Consider the following 23,894-nt stretch of genomic DNA (forward strand, 5'->3'; position numbering starts at 1 on the left):
CGGCGGCTAGTCTTGTCCGGTGACTGTTCCAGGGATTCTGCGCGCCTTGGAAGAGGCGTCTCTGTACCGTGAAGCACTCGGCTGGGCTCAGACCGATGCCGACCTCGGCCTCGTCGACGGGCTCGATGCTCCGGCCCTCGCGGGACTCCTCGCCAAGCGCGCCGCCGCGGGGCATCCGCCGGCGTTGCTCGCCGTCGTACCCACGGGCCGTCGCGCCGAGAGCCTGGCGCAGGCGCTCGGCTCCTACATCCCCGACGCCGAGGTGCTCACGTTCCCGGCCTGGGAGACGCTGCCGCACGAGCGCCTCAGCCCGAGCCCCGACACGGTGGGTCTCCGACTGCAGACGCTGCGCCGCATCCGCGAGTGGGCGGGCGATCATCCGCTCGTCGTCGTCGCCTCGGTGCGTGCGGCCCTGCAGCCGATCGCCGGCAACCTCGGCGAGATCGAGCCGCTCGAACTCGCGGTCGGCAGCCGCGGCCTCGAACTCGACACCGTGGCCGCCCGTCTCGTCGAGCGCGCCTACTCGCGCGTCGACATGGTCTCGCGTCGCGGTGAGTTCGCGGTGCGCGGCGGCATCCTCGACGTGTTCCCGGCGATCTCCGACCACCCGTTCCGCGTCGAGTTCTTCGGCGACGAGATCGATCAGATCCGCGCGTTCTCGGTCGCCGACCAGCGCTCCCTCCCCGGCGACGTCGGCTCCGTCGACCTGCCGCCCAGCCGCGAGCTGCTGCTCACCGACGACGTGCGCGATCGCGCGCGTGCGCTGATCGGCGGCTTCCCGGCGATCGCCGGGATGCTCGAGAAGATGGCCGAAGGCATCCCGGTCGAGGGCATGGAGTCGCTCCTGCCCGCGGTCGCCGGTCCCCTCTCGTCGCTCGCCGAGTACCTTCCCGCGGGGGCGGCGACCGCCGTGGTCGACCCCGAGCGTTCGAGCGCCCGGGCCATCACCCTCGGCGACACCAATCGCGAGTTCCTCGACGCGGCCTGGAGCGCCGCGACCTCGGGTGCCTCGGCACCCATCGACCTCGGCGCGGGCGACTTCCTCACGATCGCCCAGCTGCGCGAGGTCGTCCGCGACCGCGGCGGTGTGTGGTGGCGGCTCAGCCCCTTCGGCGCGGGTCTCGGTGAAGACGAGGCCGAGGCGGCGAACCTCGACGCCACCGTGATCCCGTCGTTCCACGGAAACGTCGACGGGGCGATCTCCTTCGTCGCCGGGCGCATCTCCGAGGGCTGGCGCGTCGTGGTCATCGCCACCGGTTCGGGTCTCGTTGATCGCGCCCGCGACGTGCTCGCCGATCGCGGCATCGCCGCTCGCATCCTTCCCGAGCTGAACGATGCGCCCGAGCCCGGCGTCGCGACGCTGCTCACCGGCTCGGTCGAGGCCGGATTCCAGGTGCCGGAGGCGAAGCTCGCCGTCCTCACCGACAACGAGTTCTACGGTCGCACGATCGGCGGCGACCAGCGGGTGGTCAAGAAGCTCGCCTCCCGCCGCAAGAACGTCGTCGACCCGCTGCAGCTCAAGCCGGGCGACTTCGTGGTGCACAACACCCACGGCATCGGACGCTTCGTTGAGATGACGCAGCGCGAGGTCTCGACCGGTGGACGCAACGCCACGAAGTCGGTGCGCGACTACCTCGTGCTCGAGTACGCACCCTCGAAGCGCGGCTACCCGGGCGACAAGCTCTACGTCCCCACCGACCAGCTCGACCTGCTCTCGAAGTACGTGGGCGGCGAGGGCCCGACCCTGTCGAAGATGGGCGGCAGCGACTGGTCGCAGGCCAAGGGCAAGGCCCGCAAGGCCGTGCGCGACATCGCCGTCGAGCTCGTCAAGCTCTATTCGGCGCGCATGAGCGCCAAGGGCTACGCCTTCGGGCCCGACACCCCCTGGCAGCGCGAGCTCGAGGAGGCGTTCCCCTTCGCCGAGACGGCCGACCAGCTGCAGACGATCGACGAGATCAAAGCCGACATGGAGCGGCCGATCCCGATGGACCGCCTGCTCTCGGGCGATGTCGGCTTCGGCAAGACCGAGGTGGCCGTGCGCGCGGCGTTCAAGGCCATTCAAGACGGCAAGCAGGTCGCGATGCTCGTGCCGACGACGCTGCTGGTGAAGCAGCACCTCGAGACGTTCACCGAGCGCTTCGCCGGATTCCCGGTGAAGGTGCGCCCGCTCTCGCGATTCCAGACCGACAAGGAGGCCCGCCTCACGCTGCAGGGTCTGCTCGACGGCACGGTCGACATGGTCATCGGCACGCACCGCATCCTCACCGACCAGGTGATGTTCAAGGACCTCGGCCTCATGATCATCGACGAGGAGCAGCGGTTCGGCGTCGAGCACAAGGACGCTCTCAAGAAGATGAAGACGAACGTCGACATCCTCGCCATGAGCGCCACGCCGATCCCGCGCACGCTCGAGATGGCGGTCACCGGCATCCGCGAGATGTCGACGCTGGCCACCCCGCCGGAGGACCGGCATCCGATCCTGTCGTTCGTCGGTCCGCGCAGCGACAAGCAGATAGCCGCGGCGATCCGTCGCGAGATCCTGCGCGAGGGCCAGGTGTTCTTCGTGCACAACCGGGTGCAGTCCATCCAGCGCGTCGCCGCCCAGCTCGCCGAGCTCGTGCCCGAGGCGCGCATCGCGGTCGCCCACGGGCAGATGAGCGAGCACGCGCTCGAGCAGGTCGTCGACGACTTCTGGGAGCGCAAGTTCGACGTGCTCGTCTCGACGACGATCATCGAGACCGGGCTCGACATCTCGAACGCGAACACGATCATCATCGATCGAGCCGACCGCTACGGCCTCAGCCAGCTGCACCAGCTCCGCGGACGCGTGGGCCGCGGTCGCGAGCGCGCCTACGCGTACTTCCTGTACGACGAGATGAAACCGCTCAGCGAGACGGCGGCCGACCGGCTGCAGACGATCGCCGTGAACAACGACCTCGGCTCGGGCATGCAGGTCGCCCTGAAGGACCTCGAGCTGCGCGGCGCGGGCAACCTGCTCGGCGGCGAGCAGGCCGGTCACATCGCGGGCGTCGGCTTCGACCTGTATCTGCGCATGATCGGTGAGGCGGTGTCGACGTTCCGCGGCGAGGAGGTCGAGTCCGGTCAGGAGCTGCGTCTCGAGTTGCCGCTCGACGCGCGTATCCCCGAGTACTACATCGACAGCGAACGCCTGCGGCTCGAGGCCTACCAGAAGCTGTCGGCGGCCTCGATCGCGACGGCGAAGGACGACGCGATCGACCTCGTCATCGACGAGCTCACCGACCGCTACGGCACGCCCCCGGCCGAGGTCGAGGGGCTCATCGCGATCGCCCGTCTGCGCCGCCGGGCCGCACGCGCGGGCCTCGCCGACGTCGTCGTGATGGGCTCGAACCTGCGCATCGCACCGGCTCGCCTCGAGGATTCGATCAAGGTGCGCCTGCAGCGGCTCTACCCGAAGGCGAAGCTCGTCTCCGGCGGCGAGGCGCTGGTCGTGCCGATGCCCACGGTGCCGGCCGCGGTCGGCGTCGGGCTCGAACCCCTCCCGGATGCCGAGCTGCTCGAGTGGGTGGGGCAGTTGTTCACCGCCATCTTCCCGGAGCCCGTGAAGGCCGAGAGCGCATAGCCCGCGAGACCGCGTAGCCCGCTAGACCAGCAGCGGGCGCGCGTCAACGGGGTGTGGAACCGGCGCAGGGCGGCGGATGCTGAAGCCATGTGGACACTTCTGATCATCTTGCTCATCGTGTGGGCCGGCCTCGCCGTGTTCGGCTTCGTGGTCAAGGGCCTCATCTGGCTCGCCGTCCTCGGCATCGTGCTGTTCCTGGCGACCCTCGTCATCGGCATGCTCCGCCGCACCGCGGCGACCAAGGAGTAGATCGTCGACCGGAGCAGACCTCCCGCCGCGCGCTCCCGCGCCACTACGCTGTGAGCATGTTGTACGAGCACCTCGGGGCTCGGCCCCGGATCCACGACACCGCCGTCATCGCTCCCACCGCCGTCATCTCCGGCGACGTCGAGATCGGAGCGGGCTGCCAGGTGCTGCACGGCGCCGTGATCACGGCCGAGGGCGGGCCGATCACGCTCGGCGCGCACGTGATCGTGATGGAGAACGCCCTCGTGCGGGCGACCGCCGCGGACGCCGTGCACATCGGCGATCACACCCTCGTCGGCACGCTGGCGAGCATCGCCGGCGCGACGGTGGGCGAGGAGGTGTTCCTCGCCTCGGGTGCGCGGATCTTCAACGGCGCGATCGTGGGTGCTCGCAGCGAGGTGCGCGTCAACGCGATCGTTCAGAGGCGTGCGCGCGTTCCCGAGGGCACGGTCGTGCCGATCGGCTGGGTGGCGGTGGGCGATCCGCTCCACCTGTTCTCGCCGGATCGGGATGCCGAGATCGCCGCGGCGCAGCCCGATCTCGACTTCCCGGGGCACGTGTTCGGCGTCGACCGCGACACCCCGGATCTGATGGTGCAGCTCACCGAGCGCTACGGCTCTTCGCTGGCGCGTCACGCCGACGACCTCCCGCTCGGCGACCACCGTGGCTGAGGCCGGCGCGGGACTCGTCCGCCCGGACGTCGACGAGGAAGACGCCGCCCGGATCGCCCGTGATCTCTATGGGGTCGACGCCGCGGCGCGCGAGCTCGGCAGCAACCAGGACCGCAACTTCCTGCTCACGGAGGTCGACGGCTCGCGCAGCGTCCTCCGCATCGACAACCCGGTGTTCGGCGACGGGGCCCGCGACGCCCAGCACGCGGCCCTCGATGCCTACCGGGCAGCGGGCGTGGCCGTGCCCGCCGTGCTTCCGGGACTCGACGGTGCGCTGACCCAGCGCTGGCGCGGATTCGCCGTGCGCCGCAGCGAGTTCGCGGTCGGGGAGGAGCTCGTCGACGCCGGTTATCTCGCGCCGGTCGTGCTCGCCGAGTTCGGTGCGCTCGCGGCGGCGTCGGTGAACGCGCTCGCGTCCCTCCGGCATCCGGGACTCGATCGCCCGCACATGTGGGACATGCGCGTGGCCTTCGACGAGACGGCGAAGCTCGCAGGCTCGATCACCGACGACGCGCTGCGCGGGCGCGTGCTCGCGGCGTCCGAGGAAGCTCGGAAGGCGCTCGCGGCGGTCGAGAGCGATCTGCCCGTCCAACCGATCCACGGCGATCTCACGGACGACAACGTCATGGGGCGGCGAGGGGCCGACTCCCGCCTGCACCCGCACACCGTGCTCGACCTCGGCGACCTGGCTCTCGGGTGGCGTGTGGCCGAGCTCGCGGTGTGCGTGTCGTCGATGCTGCACCACGAACCGGATCGCCCGCTGCGGGTCCTCGACACGGTCGCCGCCTTCCACGCCGATGCGCCGCTGAGCGACGCGGAGGCCCGCGCGGTCTGGCCTCTCGTGGTGCTGCGCGCCGCGCTCCTCGTCGCCAGCGGGTGGCGGCAGCTCGAGATCGACGGTGACAACGACTACGCCCGCGAACGGATCGCGGGGGAGCAGGCGATCTTCGACGCGGCGACCCTCCTGCCGCTCGCGGAGGTCTGCGAGCAGGTGCTCGCACGAGTCGGGGTCGAGGCTCCGCAGTTCTCCGGTCGGGTCGAGGGGGCGCCGCTCACCGCTGTGCTCCCCGACTTCACCGGCACCGTCGAGGCGGTCGATCCGGGCGTCGAGTCCGACGCTCTCGACGCCGGACGCTGGCAGCGAGCGGATGCCGAGGCGGCCCTGGTCGCGTCGGCCCTGGCGGGGGGAGCCGGAGCGGCGCTCATGCCCTACGGGGTGTTCCGGCTGACGCGCACGCGCGTGGACGTCGCGGATGCCGCCCCCACCTGGCCCGTGCACACCGAGATCCATCTCGGCGCCGGCCCTCGCCTCCGCGTGACGAGTCCCGTCGACGGAGCGCTCCGGGCGAGCCGCGAAGAGCCGCGCATCGTGCTCGGGGACGGCTGGATCCTCGATCTGCGCGGGGTCGAGATCGACGACCGGGCGGCGCTGCACGTGTCGGCGGGTGACATGGTGGGGTGGCTCCCGGCGTCCGACACGGATCGCGTGCTCACCCTCGGCCTCCGACGGGCGGATGCCCCCGAACGACCTCCGCGCGCTCCCGGCGCCGCCCTGGTCGAGCCCGAGCGCGTACCGGCCTGGCGCCGTCTCACGGCCGATCCCGCGCCGTTGCTGGGTGTGCCGTCGCGCGCGCAGCACGACGAGTCCGCCGACGAGCTCGCACGCCGGGAGCGGATCTTCGCCGCCGCCCAGGAGCGGTACTACGCGCATCCGCCGCAGATCGAGCGCGGCTGGCGGCACCACCTGGTCGATACGACGGGCCGCGCCTACATCGACATGGTCAACAACGTCGCCGGCCTCGGACACGGACACCCGAGGGTCGCCGATGCGGCGGCCCACCAGCTGCGCACACTCGGCACCAACTCGCGGTTCCTGTTCCGCGACCTCGCGGAGTACAGCGAGCGACTTCTCGCGCTGATGCCGGAGGGGAGCGGCCTCGACACGGTGCTGCTCGTCAACAGCGGCTCGGAGGCGGTCGACCTCGCGATCCGGCTCGCGCAGGCGGCGACCGGGCGGCGCACGATCGTGGCGCTGCGCGAGGCGTATCACGGCTGGACGATGGCCAGCGATGCGGTGACCACGAGCGCCTACGACAACCCGTTCGCCCTCGAGACGCGACCCGACTGGGTGCACGTCGCCGACGTGCCCAACCGGTACCGCGGTACGTATCGCGGCGACGACACGGCGGGATGCTATCTCGACGACCTCTCGGCCGATCTCGCGGCCCTCGATCGTGACGGCCGCGATGCGGCCGCCTTCCTGTGCGAATCCGTGCTCGGCAACGCCGGGGGAGTGCTCCTGCCCGAGGGGTACCTCGCGGGCGCCTACGAACGCGTCCGGGCCGCGGGCGGTCTGTGCATCGCCGACGAGGTGCAGGTGGGCTTCGGCCGCCTGGGATCGACGTTCTGGGGCTTCGAGCAGGCGGGCGTCGCGCCCGACATCGTCACGATCGCCAAGCCCATGGGCAACGGCTTCCCGATCGGCGGAGTGATCACCTCGAAGCGCATCGCGGATGCCCTCGCCACGCAGGGGCAGTTCTTCTCCTCGGCCGGGGGCAGCACCCTGAGCTGCCGCGTCGGACTCGCCGTGCTCGACGCGATGGTCGAGGACGACCTCCAGCGCAACGCCGAGAACATCGGCGCGCGGCTGGCCGACGGGCTGCGGGCGCTCGGCGACGAGCATCCGATGGTGGCCGTCGTGCACGGAGCCGGGCTGTATCTGGGCGTCGAGCTCGTGCGCGATCGCGCGACGATGGAGCCCGCGGATGCCGAGGCCGCCGCGATCTGCGAACGGATGCGCGAACTCGGGGTCGTGGTGCTGACGACCTCGGAACGATCGAACGTGCTGAAGATCAAGCCGCCGCTGTGTCTGACAGTGGAGAGCGCCGACCATGTCGTCGCGATGCTGGAACGGGTGCTGCGCGAGGGCTGGTGATCCGGCGAAACTTCGAATCGCGCGCATTTTCGTCATGTTAAATGCGCATTTCGAATCGAAATAAGGGGTCGCGCTGAGGAATACCTGTGCTCCATACTGATCCTCAACCGCCGGACGACCCGAGTCCGGCCCCTGGCGCTGTTCCAACGAGGAGTACCCATGGCACTGAAGACGAAGCCGCTCGCCCAGGGTGGCGGAACGCTCAGACGGAATCTCGGCCTGTGGGCCATCGTCGGTCTGGGCCTCGGATACATGACGCCCACCGTGGTGTTCGACACGTTCGGCATGGTCGCGCGCGACACGAACAACGTGGTTCCCGCCGCGTATCTCGTCGCCCTCGTGGTCATGGTGTTCACGGCCATCAGCTACGGCAAGATCGCCGGCGCCATCCCGAGCGCGGGATCGGCGTACACCTACGTGCGCGAATCGATCCACCCGAATCTCGGATTCATGGTCGGGTGGACGTCGTTGATCGACTACGTGCTGCTGCCCATGGTCAACTGCCTCATCATCAAGAGCTACCTCGAGGCGATGTTCCCCGACATCCCGGCGTGGATCTGGGTGGTGCTGTACTGCATCCTCGTCACCAGCATCATCTACATGACGATGCGCGGCACCTCGAACCTGAACGTGATCCTGCTGATCTTCTCGATCATCGTCATGGTCGTGTTCGTCGTTCTCGTGGTCGCGCAGCTGATGCGCGGCGACGGGGCGGCGACCATCCTCTCGGTCGGCGCGTTCCTGCACGACGACGTCACCTTCACCGCCGTGCTGACCGGTGCGACCATCGTCTGCTTCTCGTTCATCGGATTCGACGCGGTCACGATGTACGCCGAGGAGGCGAAGGATCCGAAGGTCATGCCGAAGGCGATCCTGCTCACGGTCCTCATCGGCGGCGGCATCTTCCTCGTCTCCTCCTACGTGTCGCAGCTGCGGTTCCCGGACTGGAACGAATTCGCCCCCGGCGGCGACATGCAGTTCGTCGAGGACTCGACGCTCCCGATCATCGGCGACCTCGTCGGCGGCAACGTCTTCATGGCGGTGCTGACCGCCGCCGGTTTCTGCGCGACGCTCGCCTCGGGCCTCGCCTCGCACGCCTCGGTCTCGCGCATGCTGCTCGTGATGGGCCGCAACAACGTGCTGCCGCAGAAGGCCTTCGGCTACATCAACCCGCGCACCCACACGCCCACGTTCAACATCGTGCTCGTCGGGGCGATCTCGCTGCTCGCGATCCCCTTCACCCTCGAGCTCATCGCCGCGTGGATCAACTACGGTGCGCTGATCGCCTTCACCTTCGTGAACATCTCGGTGATCGCCTGGTTCGCGATCCGCAAGGGACGCCGCAAGACGCCGGCCGACATCTTCAACTTCATCGTGATGCCGACCATCGGCATGCTGCTCACCGGGCTGCTCTGGGTCAACCTGCACCAGGACGCCCTCATCGGCGGCCTCACCTGGACGGCGATCGGGTTCGTCTACCTGCTCGTGATCACGCGCGGCTTCCGCCGGAAGGTCGCGGCCTTCGACGAGAACCAGGCGGTGACCGGGTTCAACAAGGTCGTGAAGGTGCCGGTCGACGAGAGCTGACTGCGCCCGCGCGCACGAAGGGCCGTCTCCCGAGGGTCGTGGGAGACGGCCCTTCCGCAGGGGTCAGATGACGCCCTGCGCGAGCATCGCCGCAGCGACGCGCTCGAAACCGGCGATGTTCGCGCCGGCCACGTAATCACCCTCGACGCCGTAGCGCGCGGCCGCGTCGAAGGACGCCCGGTGGATGTCGCCCATGATCTCGCGCAGCTTGTTCTCGCTGTCGCCGAAGGTCCAGCGCTGACGGGAGGCGTTCTGGCTCATCTCGAGGGCCGAGGTGGCCACGCCGCCGGCGTTCGCCGCCTTGCCGGGGGCGAAGAGCACGCCCGCCTTCTGGAACGCCTCGACCGCTTCGGGCACGCATGGCATGTTCGCGCCCTCGGAGACCGCGCGCACGCCGTTCGCGATGAGGGCCTGAGCATCGGCGAGGGAGACCTCGTTCTGCGTCGCCGAGGGCACGGCGATGTCGACCGGCACCTCCCAGACGCTGCCGCCCTCGACGAAGCGGGCGCTGGCGCGACGGTTCGCGTACTCGACGATGCGGGCCCGTTCGACCTCCTTGATCTGGCGCAGCAGGTCGACGTCGATCCCCGCGTCATCGACCACGTAACCGGAGGAATCGGATGCCGTCACCGGTATGGCGCCGAGCTGGGTGGCCTTCTGGATCGCGTAGATCGCCACGTTGCCCGAGCCCGAGATGCCGACGCGCTTGCCCTCGAAGGAGTCGCCCTTCACGGCGAGCATCTCCTGCGCGAAGAAGACGGCGCCGTAGCCGGTGGCCTCGGTGCGCACCTCGGCACCGCCCCAGCCCGTTCCCTTGCCGGTGAACATGCCCGACTCGTGACGGTTGGTGACCTTGCGGTACTGGCCGAAGAGGTAGCCGATCTCGCGGCCGCCCACTCCGATGTCGCCCGCGGGCACGTCGGTGTGCTCGCCGAGGTGACGGTAGAGCTCGTTCATGAACGACTGGCAGAAGCGCATGACCTCGGCGTTCGAGCGGCCGTGGGGGTCGAAGTCCGAGCCGCCCTTGCCGCCGCCGATGCCCTGGCCGGTGAGCGCGTTCTTGAAGATCTGCTCGAAGCCGAGGAACTTGATGATCGAGAGATTCACCGAGGGGTGGAAACGCAGACCTCCCTTGTACGGCCCGAGCACCGACGAGAACTGGATGCGGTAGCCGCGGTTGACCTGCAGCTTGCCCGAGTCGTCGACCCACGGCACGCGGAAGAGGATCTGCCGCTCCGGCTCGACGAGACGCTCGAGGATGCCGCCGTCGACGTACTCCGGGTGCGCGGCGAGCACCGGTGCGATCGACTGCAGCACCTCGTGCACCGCCTGGTGGAACTCGGGTTCGTGCGGGCTGCGGGTGAGCACCGTGTCGAACACGGGCTGCACGGCGGCGTCGAGCGGGTGGAAGGCGGCAGGGGAGAGTGCGGTCACGCGGAAGACTTTCTGGGGTGGGGGAGGGTGGTGCAGGCGATCGTGTCGCGTGAGGCTTCGCCGGATCAGGCGCGAGTTTTCACTCTATCGCGCGTCCTCCGCGCGCCCTCCCGCCCGGCCCCGCCCCCACGAGGACGCGCGGGTCACCCGGTGTTCTGCAGGCCCGCCGCGACGCCGCTCACCGACAGCAGCAGCAGTCGCTGCTGCTCGGCGTCGGCGCCGGAACCCGTCGCCTCGGCATCCGCGGGCGCGCGCAACGCACGCAGTGCGCGCAGCTGGAGCAGCGAGAGCGCGTCGACGTACGGGCTGCGCAGCTGCACCGCACGCTGCAGCACGGGCTTGTTCTCGAGCAGTCCCTCTCCGCCGGTGAGGCGGATGACCCACTGGCGCGTGAGAGCGAGTTCCTCGAGCACGAGAGCGGCCAGGTCGTCGCGATCGCCGAGCGCGAGGTACTCGCGGGCGATGCGCTCGTCGGTCTTCGCGAGGCTCATCGCGACGTTGTCGATCATCGTGCGCAGCAGCGGCCACTCGCGGTAGGCCTCGGTGAGAAGCGCCTCGTCGCCCACGGCCTCGAGCGCGGTACCGAGACCGAACCAGCCGGCGAGGTTGATGCGGGCCTGGGTCCAGGCGAACACCCACGGGATGGCGCGCAGGTCCTCGAGCGACTCCACCGACAGGCCGCGGCGCGCGGGGCGCGAACCCAGCGCGAGCAGACCGATCTCCTCCATCGGGGTCACGGTCGCGAACCAGGGTGCGAAGCCCTCGGCCTTCACGAGCGAGAAGAAGCGATCGCGCGAGGAGCGGTCCATCACCGCGGCCACCTCGGCGTACCGGGCGGCGGCACCGCTCGTGCGCTGCTCGACCGAGGGGGAGGAGGCGAGCAGAGTCGCCGCGGCGACCTGGTCGATGTGGCGCATCGCGATGGCCGGCTCGCCGTAGCGGGCGAAGATGACCTCGCCCTGCTCGGTGAGCTTGAAGCGACCGTCGACCGAGTGCGGCGGCTGAGCGAGGATCGCCGAGTTCGCGGGCCCGCCGCCGCGCCCGAGCGCACCGCCGCGGCCGTGGAACAGCGTCAGCTCGATGTCGGAGTCCTGCGCCCACTGCGCGATCTTCTCCTGCGCCTCGTAGAGCGCGAGGTTCGCGGCGACCGGGCCGACGTCCTTCGACGAGTCGGAGTACCCGAGCATGACCTCGAGGCGGTTGCCCGTCTCGGCCATGCGCGCCCGGAACTCGGGGAAGGTCACGGCCTCGGCGAGGATGCCGGGGGCCGCCTGCAGGTCGGCGAAGGTCTCGAACAGCGGCACGACGTCGAGCACCGGGGCGTCGTCGCCGAGCGCGTGGCGGGCGAGACGGTGCACGTTCGCGAGGTCGGAGGCCGCCTGGGTGAACGAGACGACGTAGCGGCCGGCGGCGCGCAGACCGCGGTCGCGCTGGATCTCGGCGATCGCACGGAAGACCTCGAGCACCTCCTCGGTCTGGGCGCTGATCGGCTCGTCCGACTCCAGCTCGGCGAGGGCCTTGGCGTGCACCTGGGAGTGCTGGCGCACCTCGAGCTCGGTCAGGTGGAAGCCGTAGGTCTCGACCTGCCAGATGAGGTGCTGCACCCCGCCGAACGCGTGGCGGCGCGCGCCGGAGGCGACCAGCGAGGCCTGCACCGCGCGCAGATCGGCGAGCAGTTCCTCGGGCGTCGCATAGCGCTGAGCGCCATCGCCCCGGCGCGTCGCCGCGACCCGGTGCGCGAGCAGCAGCAGCACGCGCCGGTGCGGTTCGTCGGGGGAGCGGGTGGCCAGGGCCGCCGCGGCATCCGCATCGGCGGCGGCGAAGTCGTTCCACAGGGCGGTGACCTCGGCGCTGGGCGGCGTGGTCTCGGCATCGAGCGTGAGCGTGCGGCCGATGCGCTCGAGAGCTCGCTCGAGGCCGCGGAGCACGTGGTCCGAAGCGATCTGCGATGCCTCGCGGGTGACGGATGCCGTCACGAACGGGTTGCCGTCGCGGTCGCCGCCGACCCACGACCCGATGCGCACGAACGCCGGTACGACCGGTGCGCTGGCGCCGGACTCCTCGCCGCGGAGGGCGTCGTCGATGCGACGGTAGACGTGGGGGACCGTCGTGAAGAGGGTCTCGTCGAAGACACCCATGACCGTCCGAACCTCGTCGGTCGGTGACGGCTTCTGCGAGCGCAGCGGCGCGGTGCGCCACAGGGTGTCGATCTCCTCGAGCATGCGGCGACGGGCGCGGTGCTGCTCGGCTCCGCCCGCGCTCGCCGCATCGTGCTGCGTCAGCAGGTCGGAGAGACGGCGGATGCTCGACGAGACGGCGCGGCGGCGAGCCTCGGTCGGGTGCGCCGTGAAGACGGGGTGGAAGCGGAGACCCGCCAGGCGACGGCGCGCCTCCTCGTCACCGACCTCGGTGCGCAGACGCGCGTATGCGGTCGCGACGGTGTCGGCGGCATCCTCGCGGCCGGGCTGACCCGCGCGTTCGCGCAGCACGCGCACGCGCTGGTGCTCTTCGGCGAGGTTGACGAGGTGGAAGTAGCAGGTGAAGGCGCGGGCGACCTCGTCGGCGCGGGCGATCGTGAACGACTCGGCGATCGCCGAGGCCCGCTCGAAGGCATCCGAGGTCGAGTCCTCGTACGCCTGGATGGTCGCCAGACGCAGCCGCTCGACGTCGTCGAACAGGTCGTCGCCGCCCGCCTCGCGCAGCACCTGTCCGAGGAGCCCACCCAGCATGCGCACGTCGGAGCGCATCGCGTCGGGTATGCCCTGGCCTGCCTCGAAGCGCCCGATGACGCGGATGGCTTCGGTGTTGGTGGGCTCGGTGAAGACGTGTTCGGGGGTCACCCGTCGAGCGTATCCCGGTCGACGGGGGTGCTCCGAACGCATGACGGCGTGCGACACCGGTGCGCCGCCTAGCATGAGGGGGATGCGCATCTCGGTGAACCCCCTTCGCGGGCAGCAGTTCCCGGCCGTCCTCCTGCTGGTGGCAGCGGGGCTCGGCCTCCTTCTCGCGAATCTGCCGACGCACGATCCGATCGCCGCGGCGCTCGACGTGCATCTCGCGGTGCCGGGCACGAGCCTCGACCTCTCCCTCGCGCACTGGGTGTCGGACGGTCTGCTCGCCGTCTTCTTCTTCGTGGTCGCGATCGAGCTGCGGCACGAGCTCACCCATGGCGAGCTCGACTCGCCCCGCAAGGCCCTCCAGCCCGCCATCGCGGCGACGGGCGGAGTGCTCGTGCCGATCGCGATCTACCTGCTGATCGCGGGTGACGGAGCGACGGCATCCGGCTGGCCGATCCCCACGGCCACCGACATCGCGTTCGCGCTCGGAGTGCTGGCGATGTTCGGACGGGGCCTGCCGTCGACCGTGCGGGTGTTCCTGCTCGCCCTCGCGATCCTCGACGACATCATCGGCATCGTCTTCATCGCGGTGCTGTTCGCCCACGACGTGCAGTGGGTGGCGCTCGCCGCGGCGGGCGTCGCGGTCGCGGTCTTCTGGGTGCTGAGCAGGTGGCTCGGTGCGACCGGGCACACGGGCATCGCCGTGCTCATGGTGCTGGTCGGCATCCTCTGTTGGGGCCTGGTCGCGGCCTCCGGCATCCACGCCACGATCGCCGGGGTGATGCTGGGCCTGGTGATGGCGCCGACCCCCGCCGGACGTTCTCGTCATGCGCTCGAGCCCACGGTCAACGGCGCGATCCTCCCGCTGTTCGCGTTCGTCGCCGCGTTCGTGGTGATCCCCGCCGTCTCCCCGACGCAGCTGTCCCCGGCATTCTGGGCGATCGTGGTCGCCCTGCCGGTCGGCAAAATCGTCGGCATCGGTCTGTTCGGCTGGCTCGCGATGCGCATCCGACCGCGCGGGACGGCGCCCGCGCTGGTGCTGCCCGACATCCTGGCCGCCGGCGCCCTCGGCGGCATCGGCTTCACGGTCTCGCTGTTGCTCGCGAACCTCGCGTTCGCGTCCGACGACGGCATCCGCGACCAGGCGATCCTCGGCGTCCTGGTGGGGTCCCTCCTCTCGCTCCTCTTCTCGGGCGTGGTCGTGTCGGCGCGAGCGCGGCACTATCGTCGGATCGCAGCGGCGTCGTCCTGACACCCGAGAGGCCGCACCGAGTGAAGGAGCATCCATGACCGCGCAGGCCTCGGACCACGGCGACGGATCTCCCCGCGATTCCCTCCGCGCGGCGGCCGACACCATGCGCGCCGTGCGCGAGCGCTGCGTGTGGTCGCAGCGGATCACGCACCGCGACCTCGTGCCGTACCTGATCGAGGAGTCCCACGAGGTGATCGACGCGGTCGAGAGCGGCACGCGCGACGATCTGCGCGAGGAGCTCGGAGACCTGCTGTGGCAGGTACTCTTCCACGCCGCGATCGCCGCGCAGGACCCCGACGACCCCTTCGACATCGATGACGTGGCCGACACCCTCACCGAGAAGATGGTGCGGCGGCATCCGCACGTCTTCGCGGGCGAGACCGCGACCACCCCCGAAGAGGTGCTCGTGCACTGGAACGCCGCGAAGGCGGCCGAGAAGCGTACGCGCACGAGCGTGCTCGACGGGGTGCCCCGGGGGATGCCGGCGCTGGCGCTCGCGCAGAAGCTCGCCGGTCGCGCGGTCGGGGCGGGCATCGATGCGCCGGTGGCCGACGGTCCGTCGAGCGAGGCCGAACTCGGAGAGGCTCTCCTCGCCCTCGTGGGGCGCGCACGCGCCGAAGGGTGGGACGCCGAGCGGGCGCTGCGCGAAAGACTCCGCGTCCTCGAAGACGACGTTCGGTCGGCCGAGGGCTGAGCCGCGCCCTGGGTCGCTGCGCCGCGCCGGGGTCGCTGAGTCGCCCAGGGGCCACTGAGCCGCGCCTTGGGTCGCTGAGCCTGTCGAAGCGTCCCAGGCCTCGCAACAGACCTGGAAAGATGGAGTCGTGGCTACTGTGAACCCGCCGCGCGGCATGCGCGACATCCTCCCCGCCGACAAGGCCCGCCGTGAGCGCGTGCTCTCCGTCATCCGCGAGCGCTACCGGGCGCACGGATTCGACGAGATCGAGACGCCCGTCGTCGAGGAGTACGCGCGTCTGCACGCCGGCATCGGCGGCGACAACGAGAAGCTCGCCTACAACGTGCTGCGCCGCGGACTCGACGCCGATGCCATCCGTGCGGCCGCCGACGACCCCGCCGCGCTGTCGGACCTCGGGCTGCGCTACGACCTGACCGTGCCGCTCGCGCGCTTCTACGCGAGCAACCGGGCGCAGCTGCCCGCGGTCTTCCGCTCGATCCAGATCGGCGCGGTCTGGCGGGCCGAGCGTCCCCAGAAGGGGCGCTACCGCCAGTTCGTGCAGTGCGACATCGACATCATGGGCGACGACTCCTCGCGTGCCGAGGCCGAGCTCCTGGTCGCGTCGCTCGATGCCGTCGACGCACTGGGGTTGGAAGGTGCGATGGTGCGCATCAACGACCGTCGCGTGCTCGACTGGATGCTCGAGAGCTTCGGTTTCGCCGCGGACGAGCGTCCCGGCGTGCTCATCACGATCGACAAGCTCGACAAGATCGGACCCGACGGCGTCGCCGCCGAACTGCGCGAGCGGGACGCGACCTTGAGCGCCGTCGACGCGTTCGAGGCGTTCCTGCGTCGCCCGCAGACCCGTGAGTACCTGCCCTACGGCGAGGCCCAGATCCGCAAGGCGCTGCCCGCGGACGCCCCCGATGAGATCGTCGATCACCTCGTGGGCATCGGCGAGGCCGTCGCGGTCGGCCGCGCGTCCGAGGCGACGGATGCCGCCGGCATCCCGCTCGTGTTCGATCCGTTCCTCGTGCGCGGCATGGGCTATTACACCGGCACGATCTTCGAGCTCGCGCACCCCTCCGTCAGCTATTCGCTGGGCGGTGGCGGTCGCTACGACGGCATGATCGGTCGCTTCCTCGGGCAGCAGGTGCCGGCGGTGGGCTTCTCGCTCGGGTTCGAGCGCCTCGTCGACCTCGTGACGGCTGGCGCCGACGACCGTGAGGAGGCGATCGTGCTGGTGCACGACGCCGACGTCCCGGTCGCCGAACTTCTCGCGCACAAGACCGCACTGATCGCCGAGGGTGCGCGCGTGCGTCTCGAGCGTCGCACGAAGAACCTCAAGGCGCTGCTCGAGCGGGCGTCCGCCGACGGCTTCACGTCGTTCGCCACGGTGTCGGCCGGAGCGGCCTCGCTGGAGCGCAAGCCGCTCGCCTGACGGTCGGCTCCGCGCCCGCGTTCACGCGGCGTTCACGTCACCGAGGTCGAATCGGGGCATGGGACGAACACGCCTCCCCATCCTGCTCGGCGCCACGGCCCTGACCGCGGGCTTCGCGGTCGGCGGGCGGGTTCTCCTCACGCGCCAGGCGGCGATCGCTCGGCGCCGGATCGGCAAGCCGCTGGGCGAGGACTCGCTGGATGCGGACCGCGTCTGGCGGCGCTCGCTCGACGGTGAGCCGATCGAACTCCTCGTGCTCGGCGACTCGCTCGCCGCGGGCCTCGGTGCGGCGCGGCGCAAGGAGACCCTCGGCGGACGCATCGCCAAGGGCCTGGCCGTTCGTCTGCACCGCCCGGTGCGGTTGCGCACCGCTGCGGTCGTCGGCTCGGAGTCGCCGGATCTCGACGCGCAGCTCGACGGTCTCGCGGCGGGGTACCGGCCCGATGTCGCGGTGATCGTGGTGGGGGGAAACGACGTGACGCATCGTCTTCCGGTCGCGACATCGGTGCGGCATCTCGATGCGGCCGTCCGGAGGCTGCGGGCGCTGGGCGCGGAGGTGGTGGTGGGCACCTGTCCCGATCTGGGATCGCTGCGACCGGTGCCGCAGCCGTTGCGTCGGATCGTGTCGAGCCTGTCGCGGCGGCTCGCGGTCGCGCAGACGGATGCCGCGCGCCTCGCCGGCGCCGAGCCCGTCGACCTGCGCCGATCGGTCGGTCCGATGTTCTTCGACGAGCCGGAGGAGATGTTCAGCCTCGATCGATTCCACCCCAGCGCCCTCGGCTACCGCCGCACTGCCGAGGCCCTGCTACCGGCGGTCTGCCGAGGAGCGCAGCGGTCGGTCAGGACGCGTCCTCACTCGGCGTCGCGCTGAACGAGTCGGCCCTACCGGTCGGATGCCGGGGGCTGAGCGCGAGGTCCGCTCCTGCGCCGGGCACGCAGCACGATCGCTCGTCCGCCCACGCCGACGATCACGACGGCGGTGCCGACGAGAGACGCCAGCACGGGGAGCGTGTTCACGAGCATCAGGCACCCGAACGCGCCGACGACCTGCAGTGCGCGGGGGAAGCGGCGGGCCGCGCCCTCCTGCCGGAAAGCCGCGGCGTTCGCGATCAGGTAGTAGAGCAGCACTCCGAACGACGAGAATCCGATCGCGTCGCGCAGATCGGCCACCAGGACGATGCCGATCACGACCACGCCGATCGTGATCTCGGCGCGGCGGGGCGCCTGCCAGCGGGGATCGACCTTCGCGAGCACCGCGGGAAGGTCGTGTTCGCGCGCCATCGCGAGGGTCGTGCGCCCGATGCCCGTGAGCAGCGCCAGCAGCGCCCCGAGCGATGCGGTCGCCGCCGCGACGCGCACCACGGGCGCGAGCCACTCCGTGCCGGTCGCCGTGAGCACATCGACCAGCGGGGCGGGGCTGGTCGCGGCATCCGCTCCCAGCGTGAGCATCACGACGGCCGCGACCGCGCCGTAGACGACGACCGCGCCGCCGAGCGCGAGCAGGATCGCGCGGGGGATCGTGCGCGCGGGATCCACGACCTCTTCGCCCATCGTCGCGATGCGGGCGTACCCGGCGAACGCGAAGAACAGCAGCCCGGCACCCTGCAGCACGCCATAGGCCGTCGCATCGGGGAGCGCAGGGGCGGGGATGGTGGGCGATGCGCCGAATCCCGCAGCGACGACGATCGTCAGCCCGATCAGCGAGAGCACCACCAGGATGCGTGTGACCAGTGCCGTGCGCGTCACGCCGAAGCAATTCACCGCGACGAGGGCGGCGACGGCCACCGCCGCGACGAGCGTCTCCCACCCCGCGGGGGCGGCGTAGGCGGCGAAGGTCATCGCCATGGCCGCGCAGCTCGCGATCTTGCCGATCACGAAGCTCCACCCGGCGACGAAACCCCACCAGGGACCGATCTCGGCGCGGGCGTACGCGTAGGTCCCTCCCGCGACGGGGTGGGAGGCGGCGAGCTGGGCGGAGGCGGTGGCGTTGGCGTAGGCGACGATCGCGGCGATCGCCAGGGCGACGGGAAGCCCGACACCGGCGACGCCGATCGCGGGCGCCCAGACCGAGAAGACCCCCGCTCCGATCATCGAGCCGAGACCGATGAAGACGGCATCGGCGGGTCTCAGTCGGCGGGCGAGGGGCATCCCGTCATCGTCGCATCGATCGGTGAACGGCGGGTGACTCGCGTCAGCGCCGGGCCTCGGTGACCCGCTTCTTCTCGCGGATGTAGACCTCGCGCCGCACGCGGGCCACGACATCCCCGTCGCGATCGGTGATCACGGTCTCGAACCACTCGAGCACCTTCCCACCGCCGTGCGCCTTGCGCCGGATGTCTTCGGCGCGCGCCTTCGACACCGCGAACTCGGCGGTCAGCACTCCGCGTCCCGGCTTGATCAGATCGATCTCGCCGCGGGTGTCCCATACGACGTAGTCCCGGCCGAGCTGGTGCATCACGAGCATGAAGAAGTACGGGTCGGTCATCGCCGACATCGATCCGCCGAACGCCGTCTTGACGTAGTTGCGGGTGAAGACGTTGACGTGCAGTTCGACGGTCGCGTGGGTCCAGTCGTCGCTGAATCGACGGACGCGGATGCCGCTGAACAGGTTCGGGGCCCACAGGCTCATGCCGATCGCGAGGCGGCGGGGAGTGATGCGCATGGCGCCAGTGTGGCCGAGGGACGTGAGCGGGTGAATTTCCCTGGAGGCTTGCGACAATTGTTCTATTTTTCATAGAATTATCTAAAAAAAGGAGTGCGATGCTGATCAGGGTGGACATGGCGAGCGGGGCGCCCCTCTTCGAACAGGTCGCCGCCTCGGTGCGCGCCGACATCGTCGCAGGCTCACTCGCCCCCGGTGATCGTCTCCCGTCGGCGCGCGAGGTCGCGGAGACACTCGACATCAATCTGCACACCGTCCTTCACGCCTACCAGCGGTTGCGCGACGAGGGGCTGATCGACCTTCGGCGAGGGAGGGGTGCGGTTGTCTCGGACTCCGTCGGACCGCTCGCCGCCCTCACCACTGAACTGCGGGCTCTCGTGGCCCGCGCCGGGGAACTCGGGGTCGCTCCCGCCACTCTTGCCGCTCTCGTGAAGGAGATCGCCGTATGACCACCGCTGTCCGCCGAGCCCGCACCGCCTTCCTCTGGGTGGGCGTGATCCTGCCGCTCACGATGCTCGCTGTCACCGCGATCATCGTGACCCTGTGGCTCCCCGAGATCCCGGAACCCGCGGCGATCCATTGGGGCACCGGCGGCGTCGACGGTTACGGCCCGGGCTGGACGCACCTCGTGGTGCTCGCCGGCATCGCGCTGATGGTCATGCTGTTCGCCGTGCTCGCCTGGTTCGCCCACCGTCTGCCCGAGAAGGGAGGGGGGCCCGAGGCATCCGCGGACGAGCGTCCGCAGTGGTCGCCGACCGCGCGCCTCTTGGGGGCCGCGAACCTCGGCGTCGCCGGGCTCATCACACTGGTCACGCTCGCGGGAGTCGGCTCCCAGCGGGGCCTGACCGACGCCGCACAGACGCCAGACATCGGCTTCGCGGTGTTCGGAGGATTCGTCCTTCTCATCGTGGGCTCGGTGGTGGGTTGGTTCGCGCAGCCGGCGACACCGCGAACCGGTCCCGGAGGGGCTGTCGCTGCCGCGCCGCTGCCCGCCTCGGCATCCGAGCGCGTCGTCTGGATCGGCACGGCGACGATCGCGCGGAGCGGGCTCGCAGTTCTCGGCGGATCCGTTCTCATCGTGGTCGCGCTCACGGCCGTGATCCTCGCGATTGCGCCGGGCGACACCTGGTCGTTCGCGATCATGCTCGCCTCCGTGGCGGTGGTGGTCCTCGCCCTCGTCGTGACGTTCTCTTTCCGGGTGCGCATCGGCCCCGCCGGGCTCCTCGTTCGCTCGCGCGTCGGGTGGCCGAAGATCGAGATCGCCGCGCGCGACATCGCCTCGGTGCGCACGGTCGACGTGAATCCGTTCGGGGAGTTCGGCGGATGGGGGCTGCGTTACGGATTCGACGGGCGCTCCGGCGTCGTCCTGCGGCGCGGCGAGGGGATCGAAGTGACGCGTGTCGACGGCCGCCGCTTCGTCGTGACGATCGATGACCCCGAGACGGCGGCGGCGGCACTCGCCACTGCCGCCGGACGAGAGGACTGAGTCATGACCGCGCCGACTTCCGAAGAACTCCGGGTGCCCTGGTCGGCGGTGATCGTGTTCGTCGCGCTCGCCTGCGGCCTCGCCTGGCTCGTGGCGCTGCCGCTGTGGCTCGGCGCGGGGCTCGCCTCGCCGCTCACCCCGGTGCTGCTGCCGGTGATGATGTTCACGCCGGCGGTCGCCGCGCTCATCGTGACCTTCGCGCTCAGGGTCCCTGCCCCGGGCGGTCGCGCCCGGTTCCTCGGACTCTGGCCGCTCCGCCCGGCGAAGCGCGTCGTCTGGCTGATGGTGGCGGGATGGCTCGTTCCGCCCGTGCTCGTGGCGCTCACGATCCTCGTCGCCGCCGCACTCGGGTTCGTGCAGATCGACCTCGCCTTCGGCGGATTCGCCGCCCAGATCGCCGCCGCTCTCCCGCCCGGCACCCCGATGCCGCCGATCGAGATGCTGGTCGTCGCGCAGTTCGCGATGATCCCGGCCGGCGCGCTGCTCAACAGCGTCCTCGCGTTCGGCGAGGAGCTCGGGTGGCGGGGGTGGCTCCTCCCGGCCCTGCGACCGCTGGGCACGTGGCCGGCGCTCCTCCTCAGCGGAGCGATCTGGGGGCTGTGGCACAGCCCGGTCATCCTGCTCGGGTACAACTTCGGCCGGATCGACTTCTCGGGTGTGCTGCTCATGGTCGCCGGATGCATCGCGTGGGGCATCCTGCTCGGGTGGCTGCGCCTGCGGTCGGCATCGCTCTGGCCCGCGGTCCTGGCGCACGGAGCGCTCAACGCCGCCGCCGGGCTCGTGCTGGTCGTCGCGGCTTCCGCACCCGACATGGCGCTGGCCGGCCCCCTCGGGGTCGCGGCCTGGATCGTGATCGCCGTCGTGGTGCTCGTGCTCGTCGTGACCGGCCAGTTCCGCCATCAGCCCGAGCTCGCCGACGGGCACGGCCGACTGCTCTCGGTACCGCGCGAGGGGGCGGTGAACCCACCCTCTTGACGCTGTCGGGCTCGGCGGGTTGGCTGAGGCCATGGAATCCACACCGCAGACCTGGTCGGACGCCGACGTCTACCTCGCCGACACCCTCGTCGGTCACGACGACGCCCTGGAGGCCGCGCTCGCCGCGCAGCGCGCGGCGGGCCTCCCCGAGATCGAGGTCGCGCCGGTCGGCGGCAAGCTCCTGGACCTCCTCGCCCGCATCAGCGGTGCGCGCCGGGTGCTCGAGATCGGCACGCTCGGCGGGTATTCGACGATCTGGTTGGCACGAGCGGTCGGTCCCGAGGGGCGCGTCGTGACCGTCGAGGCCGAGGCGGCGAATGCGGCCGTCGCGCGGGCGAGCATCGACGCCGCGGGGGTGGGGGAGCAGGTCGACATCCGGATCGGCCGCGGCGCGGACGTCCTGCCGACCCTCGTCGGCGGGTTCGACCTCGTCTTCATCGACGCCGACAAGGAGTCGAACACGATCTACCTCGACTGGGCGGCGAAGCTCGGTCATCCCGGCACCGTGATCGTGCTCGACAACATCGGCCGCGAAGGCGAGATCGTGCGCGCGGACTCGACCGATCCGAAGGTGATCGGCACGCGCGACGGACTGCGGATGCTCGGAACCGATCCGCGATTCGACGCGACCGCGCTGCAGACCGTCGGCATCAAGGGGTGGGACGGCGTGGCGATCGCCCTGGTCGTCTGACGTTCGGCTGCTGTTCGCCCCGGGAGGGCTTCGAGGCGTCGGAGGGGGCGGGCTAGACTGGGCGACGGATCGAAGACGCTCCACATCACTCTTCCCCCTGAACAAGGAGCACATCAGTGGCACTGATCGAGGCTGTAGGCGCACGTGAGATTCTCGACTCGCGCGGAAACCCGACCGTCGAGGTGGAGGTGCTCCTCGACGACGGCATCGTCCAGCGTGCCGCCGTTCCCTCCGGTGCCTCCACGGGTGCGTTCGAGGCGTACGAGCTGCGCGACGGAGACAAGAGCCGCTACGGCGGCAAGGGCGTGCTGAAGGCCGTCGAGGCCATCATCGACGAGCTCGGCCCGGCCCTCGAGGGTGTCGAGGCGAGCGAGCAGCGCATCGTCGACGAGATCCTCATCGAGGTCGACGGCACCGAGAACAAGAAGCGCGTCGGCGCGAACGCCATCCTCGGCGTCAGCCTCGCCGTGGCGAAGGCCGCCGCCGATTCGGCCGACCTGCCGCTGTTCCGCTACCTCGGCGGACCGAACGCTCACGTCCTGCCCGTCCCGCTGTTCAACGTCATCAACGGTGGCGAGCACGCCGACAACGGCATCGACATGCAGGAGTTCTTCCTCGCGCCGATCGGTGCCGAGACCTACTCGGAGTCCCTGCGCTGGGGCGTCGAGACCTACCACGTGCTGCGCAGCGAGCTGAAGGCCGCCGGCTACGCGACGGGCCTCGGCGACGAGGGCGGCTTCGCCCCCGACCTGCCCAGCAACCGCGAGGGCCTCGACTTCCTCGTCAAGGCGATCGAGAAGGCCGGCTTCACGCCGGGCCGCGACATCGCGCTCGGGCTCGACGTCGCCGCGACCGAGTTCTTCACCGACGGCGTCTACCGCCTCGACAACAAGGACTGGGATGCCGAGGCGCTCACCGAGTACTACGTCGGCCTCGTCAACGACTTCCCGATCGTCACGATCGAGGACGCCCTCGCCGAAGACGACTGGGACAACTGGAAGCACCTCACCGAGGCGCTCGGCTCGAAGGTGCAGCTCGTCGGCGACGACCTGTTCGTGACGAACCCGGCCCGTCTCGCCGACGGCATCAAGCGCGGCGTCGCCAACTCGCTGCTGGTCAAGGTCAACCAGATCGGAACGCTCACCGAGACGTTCGACGCGGTCAGCCTCGCGCAGCGCTCGGGCTACACGGCGATGCTCTCGCACCGTTCGGGCGAGACCGAGGACACCACGATCGCCGACCTGGTCGTCGCGACGAACGCGGGTCAGATCAAGGCGGGTGCGCCTGCTCGCAGCGAGCGCGTCGCGAAGTACAATCAGCTTCTGCGCATCGAAGAGGAACTGGGCGATGCGGCGGTCTTCGCCGGCCGCTCGGCGTTCCCGCGCTACCAGGGCTGATCGCAG

The 23,894-nt window shown here is 70.5% G+C and carries 18 protein-coding genes; 14 read left to right on the top strand and 4 right to left on the bottom strand.

Going from position 1 to position 23,894, the window contains the following annotated elements:
- Positions 1-19: 19 nt before the first annotated feature.
- The 5 genes from mfd (at position 20) to ACTJKK_RS00440 (ending at position 9,040) form a co-directional block, all read left to right on the top strand.
- On the top strand, positions 20-3,601 hold the full coding sequence (mfd, locus tag ACTJKK_RS00420; protein WP_440746621.1) for a transcription-repair coupling factor: 3,582 nt from the start codon (positions 20-22) through the stop codon (positions 3,599-3,601).
- Positions 3,602-3,688: 87 nt separating this feature from the next.
- The gene (locus ACTJKK_RS00425; RefSeq protein ID WP_440746622.1) at positions 3,689-3,850 is read left to right on the top strand and encodes a hypothetical protein; all 162 of its coding nucleotides are present in this window, start codon (positions 3,689-3,691) and stop codon (positions 3,848-3,850) included.
- Positions 3,851-3,906: 56 nt separating this feature from the next.
- Positions 3,907-4,518, top strand: a complete 612-nt coding sequence (locus ACTJKK_RS00430; protein ID WP_440746623.1) for a gamma carbonic anhydrase family protein — start codon at positions 3,907-3,909, stop codon at positions 4,516-4,518.
- Positions 4,511-7,453, top strand: coding sequence for an aminotransferase (locus ACTJKK_RS00435; RefSeq protein ID WP_440746624.1), 2,943 nt, complete (start codon positions 4,511-4,513; stop codon positions 7,451-7,453). The genes ACTJKK_RS00430 and ACTJKK_RS00435 overlap by 8 nt, the downstream gene beginning before the upstream one ends.
- Before the next feature lie 159 nt (positions 7,454-7,612).
- On the top strand, positions 7,613-9,040 hold the full coding sequence (locus ACTJKK_RS00440; protein WP_440746625.1) for an APC family permease: 1,428 nt from the start codon (positions 7,613-7,615) through the stop codon (positions 9,038-9,040).
- Positions 9,041-9,103: 63 nt separating this feature from the next.
- Here the strand turns inward: ACTJKK_RS00440 and gdhA are convergent, their stop codons facing one another.
- Together gdhA and ACTJKK_RS00450 are read right to left on the bottom strand one after the other, a co-directional pair.
- On the bottom strand, positions 9,104-10,474 hold the full coding sequence (gene gdhA / locus ACTJKK_RS00445) for an NADP-specific glutamate dehydrogenase (protein WP_440746626.1): 1,371 nt from the start codon (positions 10,472-10,474) through the stop codon (positions 9,104-9,106).
- Between the two features lie 143 nt (positions 10,475-10,617).
- Positions 10,618-13,314 carry a phosphoenolpyruvate carboxylase gene (locus ACTJKK_RS00450; RefSeq protein WP_440746627.1) on the bottom strand — a complete coding sequence of 899 codons (2,697 nt, stop codon included), beginning with the start codon at positions 13,312-13,314 and terminating at the stop codon, positions 10,618-10,620.
- Between the two features lie 82 nt (positions 13,315-13,396).
- On the opposite strand from ACTJKK_RS00450, the gene ACTJKK_RS00455 reads away from it, so the two are divergent.
- The 4 genes from ACTJKK_RS00455 to ACTJKK_RS00470 all read left to right on the top strand — a co-directional run bounded on the left by ACTJKK_RS00455 (position 13,397) and on the right by ACTJKK_RS00470 (position 17,548).
- On the top strand, positions 13,397-14,563 hold the full coding sequence (locus ACTJKK_RS00455; protein WP_440746628.1) for a Na+/H+ antiporter NhaA: 1,167 nt from the start codon (positions 13,397-13,399) through the stop codon (positions 14,561-14,563).
- Positions 14,564-14,597: 34 nt separating this feature from the next.
- Positions 14,598-15,257, top strand: a complete 660-nt coding sequence (locus ACTJKK_RS00460) for a MazG family protein (RefSeq protein ID WP_440746629.1) — start codon at positions 14,598-14,600, stop codon at positions 15,255-15,257.
- Positions 15,258-15,411: 154 nt separating this feature from the next.
- Positions 15,412-16,677: a histidine--tRNA ligase gene (hisS, locus tag ACTJKK_RS00465; RefSeq protein WP_440747193.1), complete on the top strand. Its 1,266-nt coding sequence runs from the start codon at positions 15,412-15,414 to the stop codon at positions 16,675-16,677.
- A gap of 58 nt (positions 16,678-16,735) precedes the next feature.
- Entirely contained in the window at positions 16,736-17,548 is an 813-nt protein-coding gene (locus ACTJKK_RS00470) for an SGNH/GDSL hydrolase family protein (RefSeq protein ID WP_440746630.1), read from the top strand.
- Positions 17,549-17,559: 11 nt separating this feature from the next.
- On the opposite strand, the gene ACTJKK_RS00475 is transcribed toward ACTJKK_RS00470, so the two are convergent.
- Together ACTJKK_RS00475 and ACTJKK_RS00480 are read right to left on the bottom strand one after the other, a co-directional pair.
- The gene (locus ACTJKK_RS00475) at positions 17,560-18,825 is read right to left on the bottom strand and encodes an APC family permease (protein WP_440746631.1); all 1,266 of its coding nucleotides are present in this window, start codon (positions 18,823-18,825) and stop codon (positions 17,560-17,562) included.
- A 43-nt stretch (positions 18,826-18,868) separates the two neighbouring features.
- Positions 18,869-19,339: a PaaI family thioesterase gene (locus ACTJKK_RS00480; RefSeq protein WP_247632632.1), complete on the bottom strand. Its 471-nt coding sequence runs from the start codon at positions 19,337-19,339 to the stop codon at positions 18,869-18,871.
- Between the two features lie 98 nt (positions 19,340-19,437).
- Between ACTJKK_RS00480 and ACTJKK_RS00485 the strand changes: the two genes are divergently transcribed.
- The 5 genes from ACTJKK_RS00485 to eno all read left to right on the top strand — a co-directional run bounded on the left by ACTJKK_RS00485 (position 19,438) and on the right by eno (position 23,888).
- Complete coding sequence (locus tag ACTJKK_RS00485; protein ID WP_440746632.1) at positions 19,438-19,788, top strand: GntR family transcriptional regulator; 351 nt, start codon at positions 19,438-19,440, stop codon at positions 19,786-19,788.
- Complete coding sequence (locus ACTJKK_RS00490; protein WP_440746633.1) at positions 19,785-20,825, top strand: hypothetical protein; 1,041 nt, start codon at positions 19,785-19,787, stop codon at positions 20,823-20,825. The genes ACTJKK_RS00485 and ACTJKK_RS00490 overlap by 4 nt, the downstream gene beginning before the upstream one ends.
- Positions 20,826-20,828: 3 nt before the next feature.
- Positions 20,829-21,800, top strand: coding sequence for a lysostaphin resistance A-like protein (locus ACTJKK_RS00495; protein ID WP_440746634.1), 972 nt, complete (start codon positions 20,829-20,831; stop codon positions 21,798-21,800).
- A 31-nt stretch (positions 21,801-21,831) separates the two neighbouring features.
- On the top strand, positions 21,832-22,491 hold the full coding sequence (locus tag ACTJKK_RS00500) for an O-methyltransferase (protein ID WP_440746635.1): 660 nt from the start codon (positions 21,832-21,834) through the stop codon (positions 22,489-22,491).
- Between the two features lie 116 nt (positions 22,492-22,607).
- Entirely contained in the window at positions 22,608-23,888 is a 1,281-nt protein-coding gene (eno, locus tag ACTJKK_RS00505; RefSeq protein WP_247623030.1) for a phosphopyruvate hydratase, read from the top strand.
- The last annotated feature ends 6 nt before the right edge of the window (positions 23,889-23,894 follow it).

Origin of the sequence: Microbacterium sp. 22179 (genome assembly GCF_052045715.1) — a bacterium.
In the GTDB taxonomy this organism is placed as follows: Bacteria; Actinomycetota; Actinomycetes; order Actinomycetales; family Microbacteriaceae; genus Microbacterium; species Microbacterium galbinum.

What these genes read in the sequence shown, in the direction of transcription:
- ACTJKK_RS00425 (WP_440746622.1), top strand. Translation starts at nt 3,689, where the DNA reads ATGTGGACACTTCTGATCATCTTGCTCATCGTGTGGGCCGGCCTCGCC.
- ACTJKK_RS00430 (WP_440746623.1), top strand. Translation starts at nt 3,907, where the DNA reads ATGTTGTACGAGCACCTCGGGGCTCGGCCCCGGATCCACGACACCGCC.
- ACTJKK_RS00440 (WP_440746625.1), top strand. Translation starts at nt 7,613, where the DNA reads ATGGCACTGAAGACGAAGCCGCTCGCCCAGGGTGGCGGAACGCTCAGA.
- ACTJKK_RS00455 (WP_440746628.1), top strand. Translation starts at nt 13,397, where the DNA reads ATGCGCATCTCGGTGAACCCCCTTCGCGGGCAGCAGTTCCCGGCCGTC.
- ACTJKK_RS00460 (WP_440746629.1), top strand. Translation starts at nt 14,598, where the DNA reads ATGACCGCGCAGGCCTCGGACCACGGCGACGGATCTCCCCGCGATTCC.
- hisS (WP_440747193.1), top strand. Translation starts at nt 15,412, where the DNA reads ATGCGCGACATCCTCCCCGCCGACAAGGCCCGCCGTGAGCGCGTGCTC.
- ACTJKK_RS00470 (WP_440746630.1), top strand. Translation starts at nt 16,736, where the DNA reads ATGGGACGAACACGCCTCCCCATCCTGCTCGGCGCCACGGCCCTGACC.
- ACTJKK_RS00475 (WP_440746631.1), bottom strand. Translation starts at nt 18,825, where the DNA reads ATGCCCCTCGCCCGCCGACTGAGACCCGCCGATGCCGTCTTCATCGGT.
- ACTJKK_RS00480 (WP_247632632.1), bottom strand. Translation starts at nt 19,339, where the DNA reads ATGCGCATCACTCCCCGCCGCCTCGCGATCGGCATGAGCCTGTGGGCC.
- ACTJKK_RS00485 (WP_440746632.1), top strand. Translation starts at nt 19,438, where the DNA reads ATGCTGATCAGGGTGGACATGGCGAGCGGGGCGCCCCTCTTCGAACAG.
- ACTJKK_RS00490 (WP_440746633.1), top strand. Translation starts at nt 19,785, where the DNA reads ATGACCACCGCTGTCCGCCGAGCCCGCACCGCCTTCCTCTGGGTGGGC.
- ACTJKK_RS00495 (WP_440746634.1), top strand. Translation starts at nt 20,829, where the DNA reads ATGACCGCGCCGACTTCCGAAGAACTCCGGGTGCCCTGGTCGGCGGTG.
- ACTJKK_RS00500 (WP_440746635.1), top strand. Translation starts at nt 21,832, where the DNA reads ATGGAATCCACACCGCAGACCTGGTCGGACGCCGACGTCTACCTCGCC.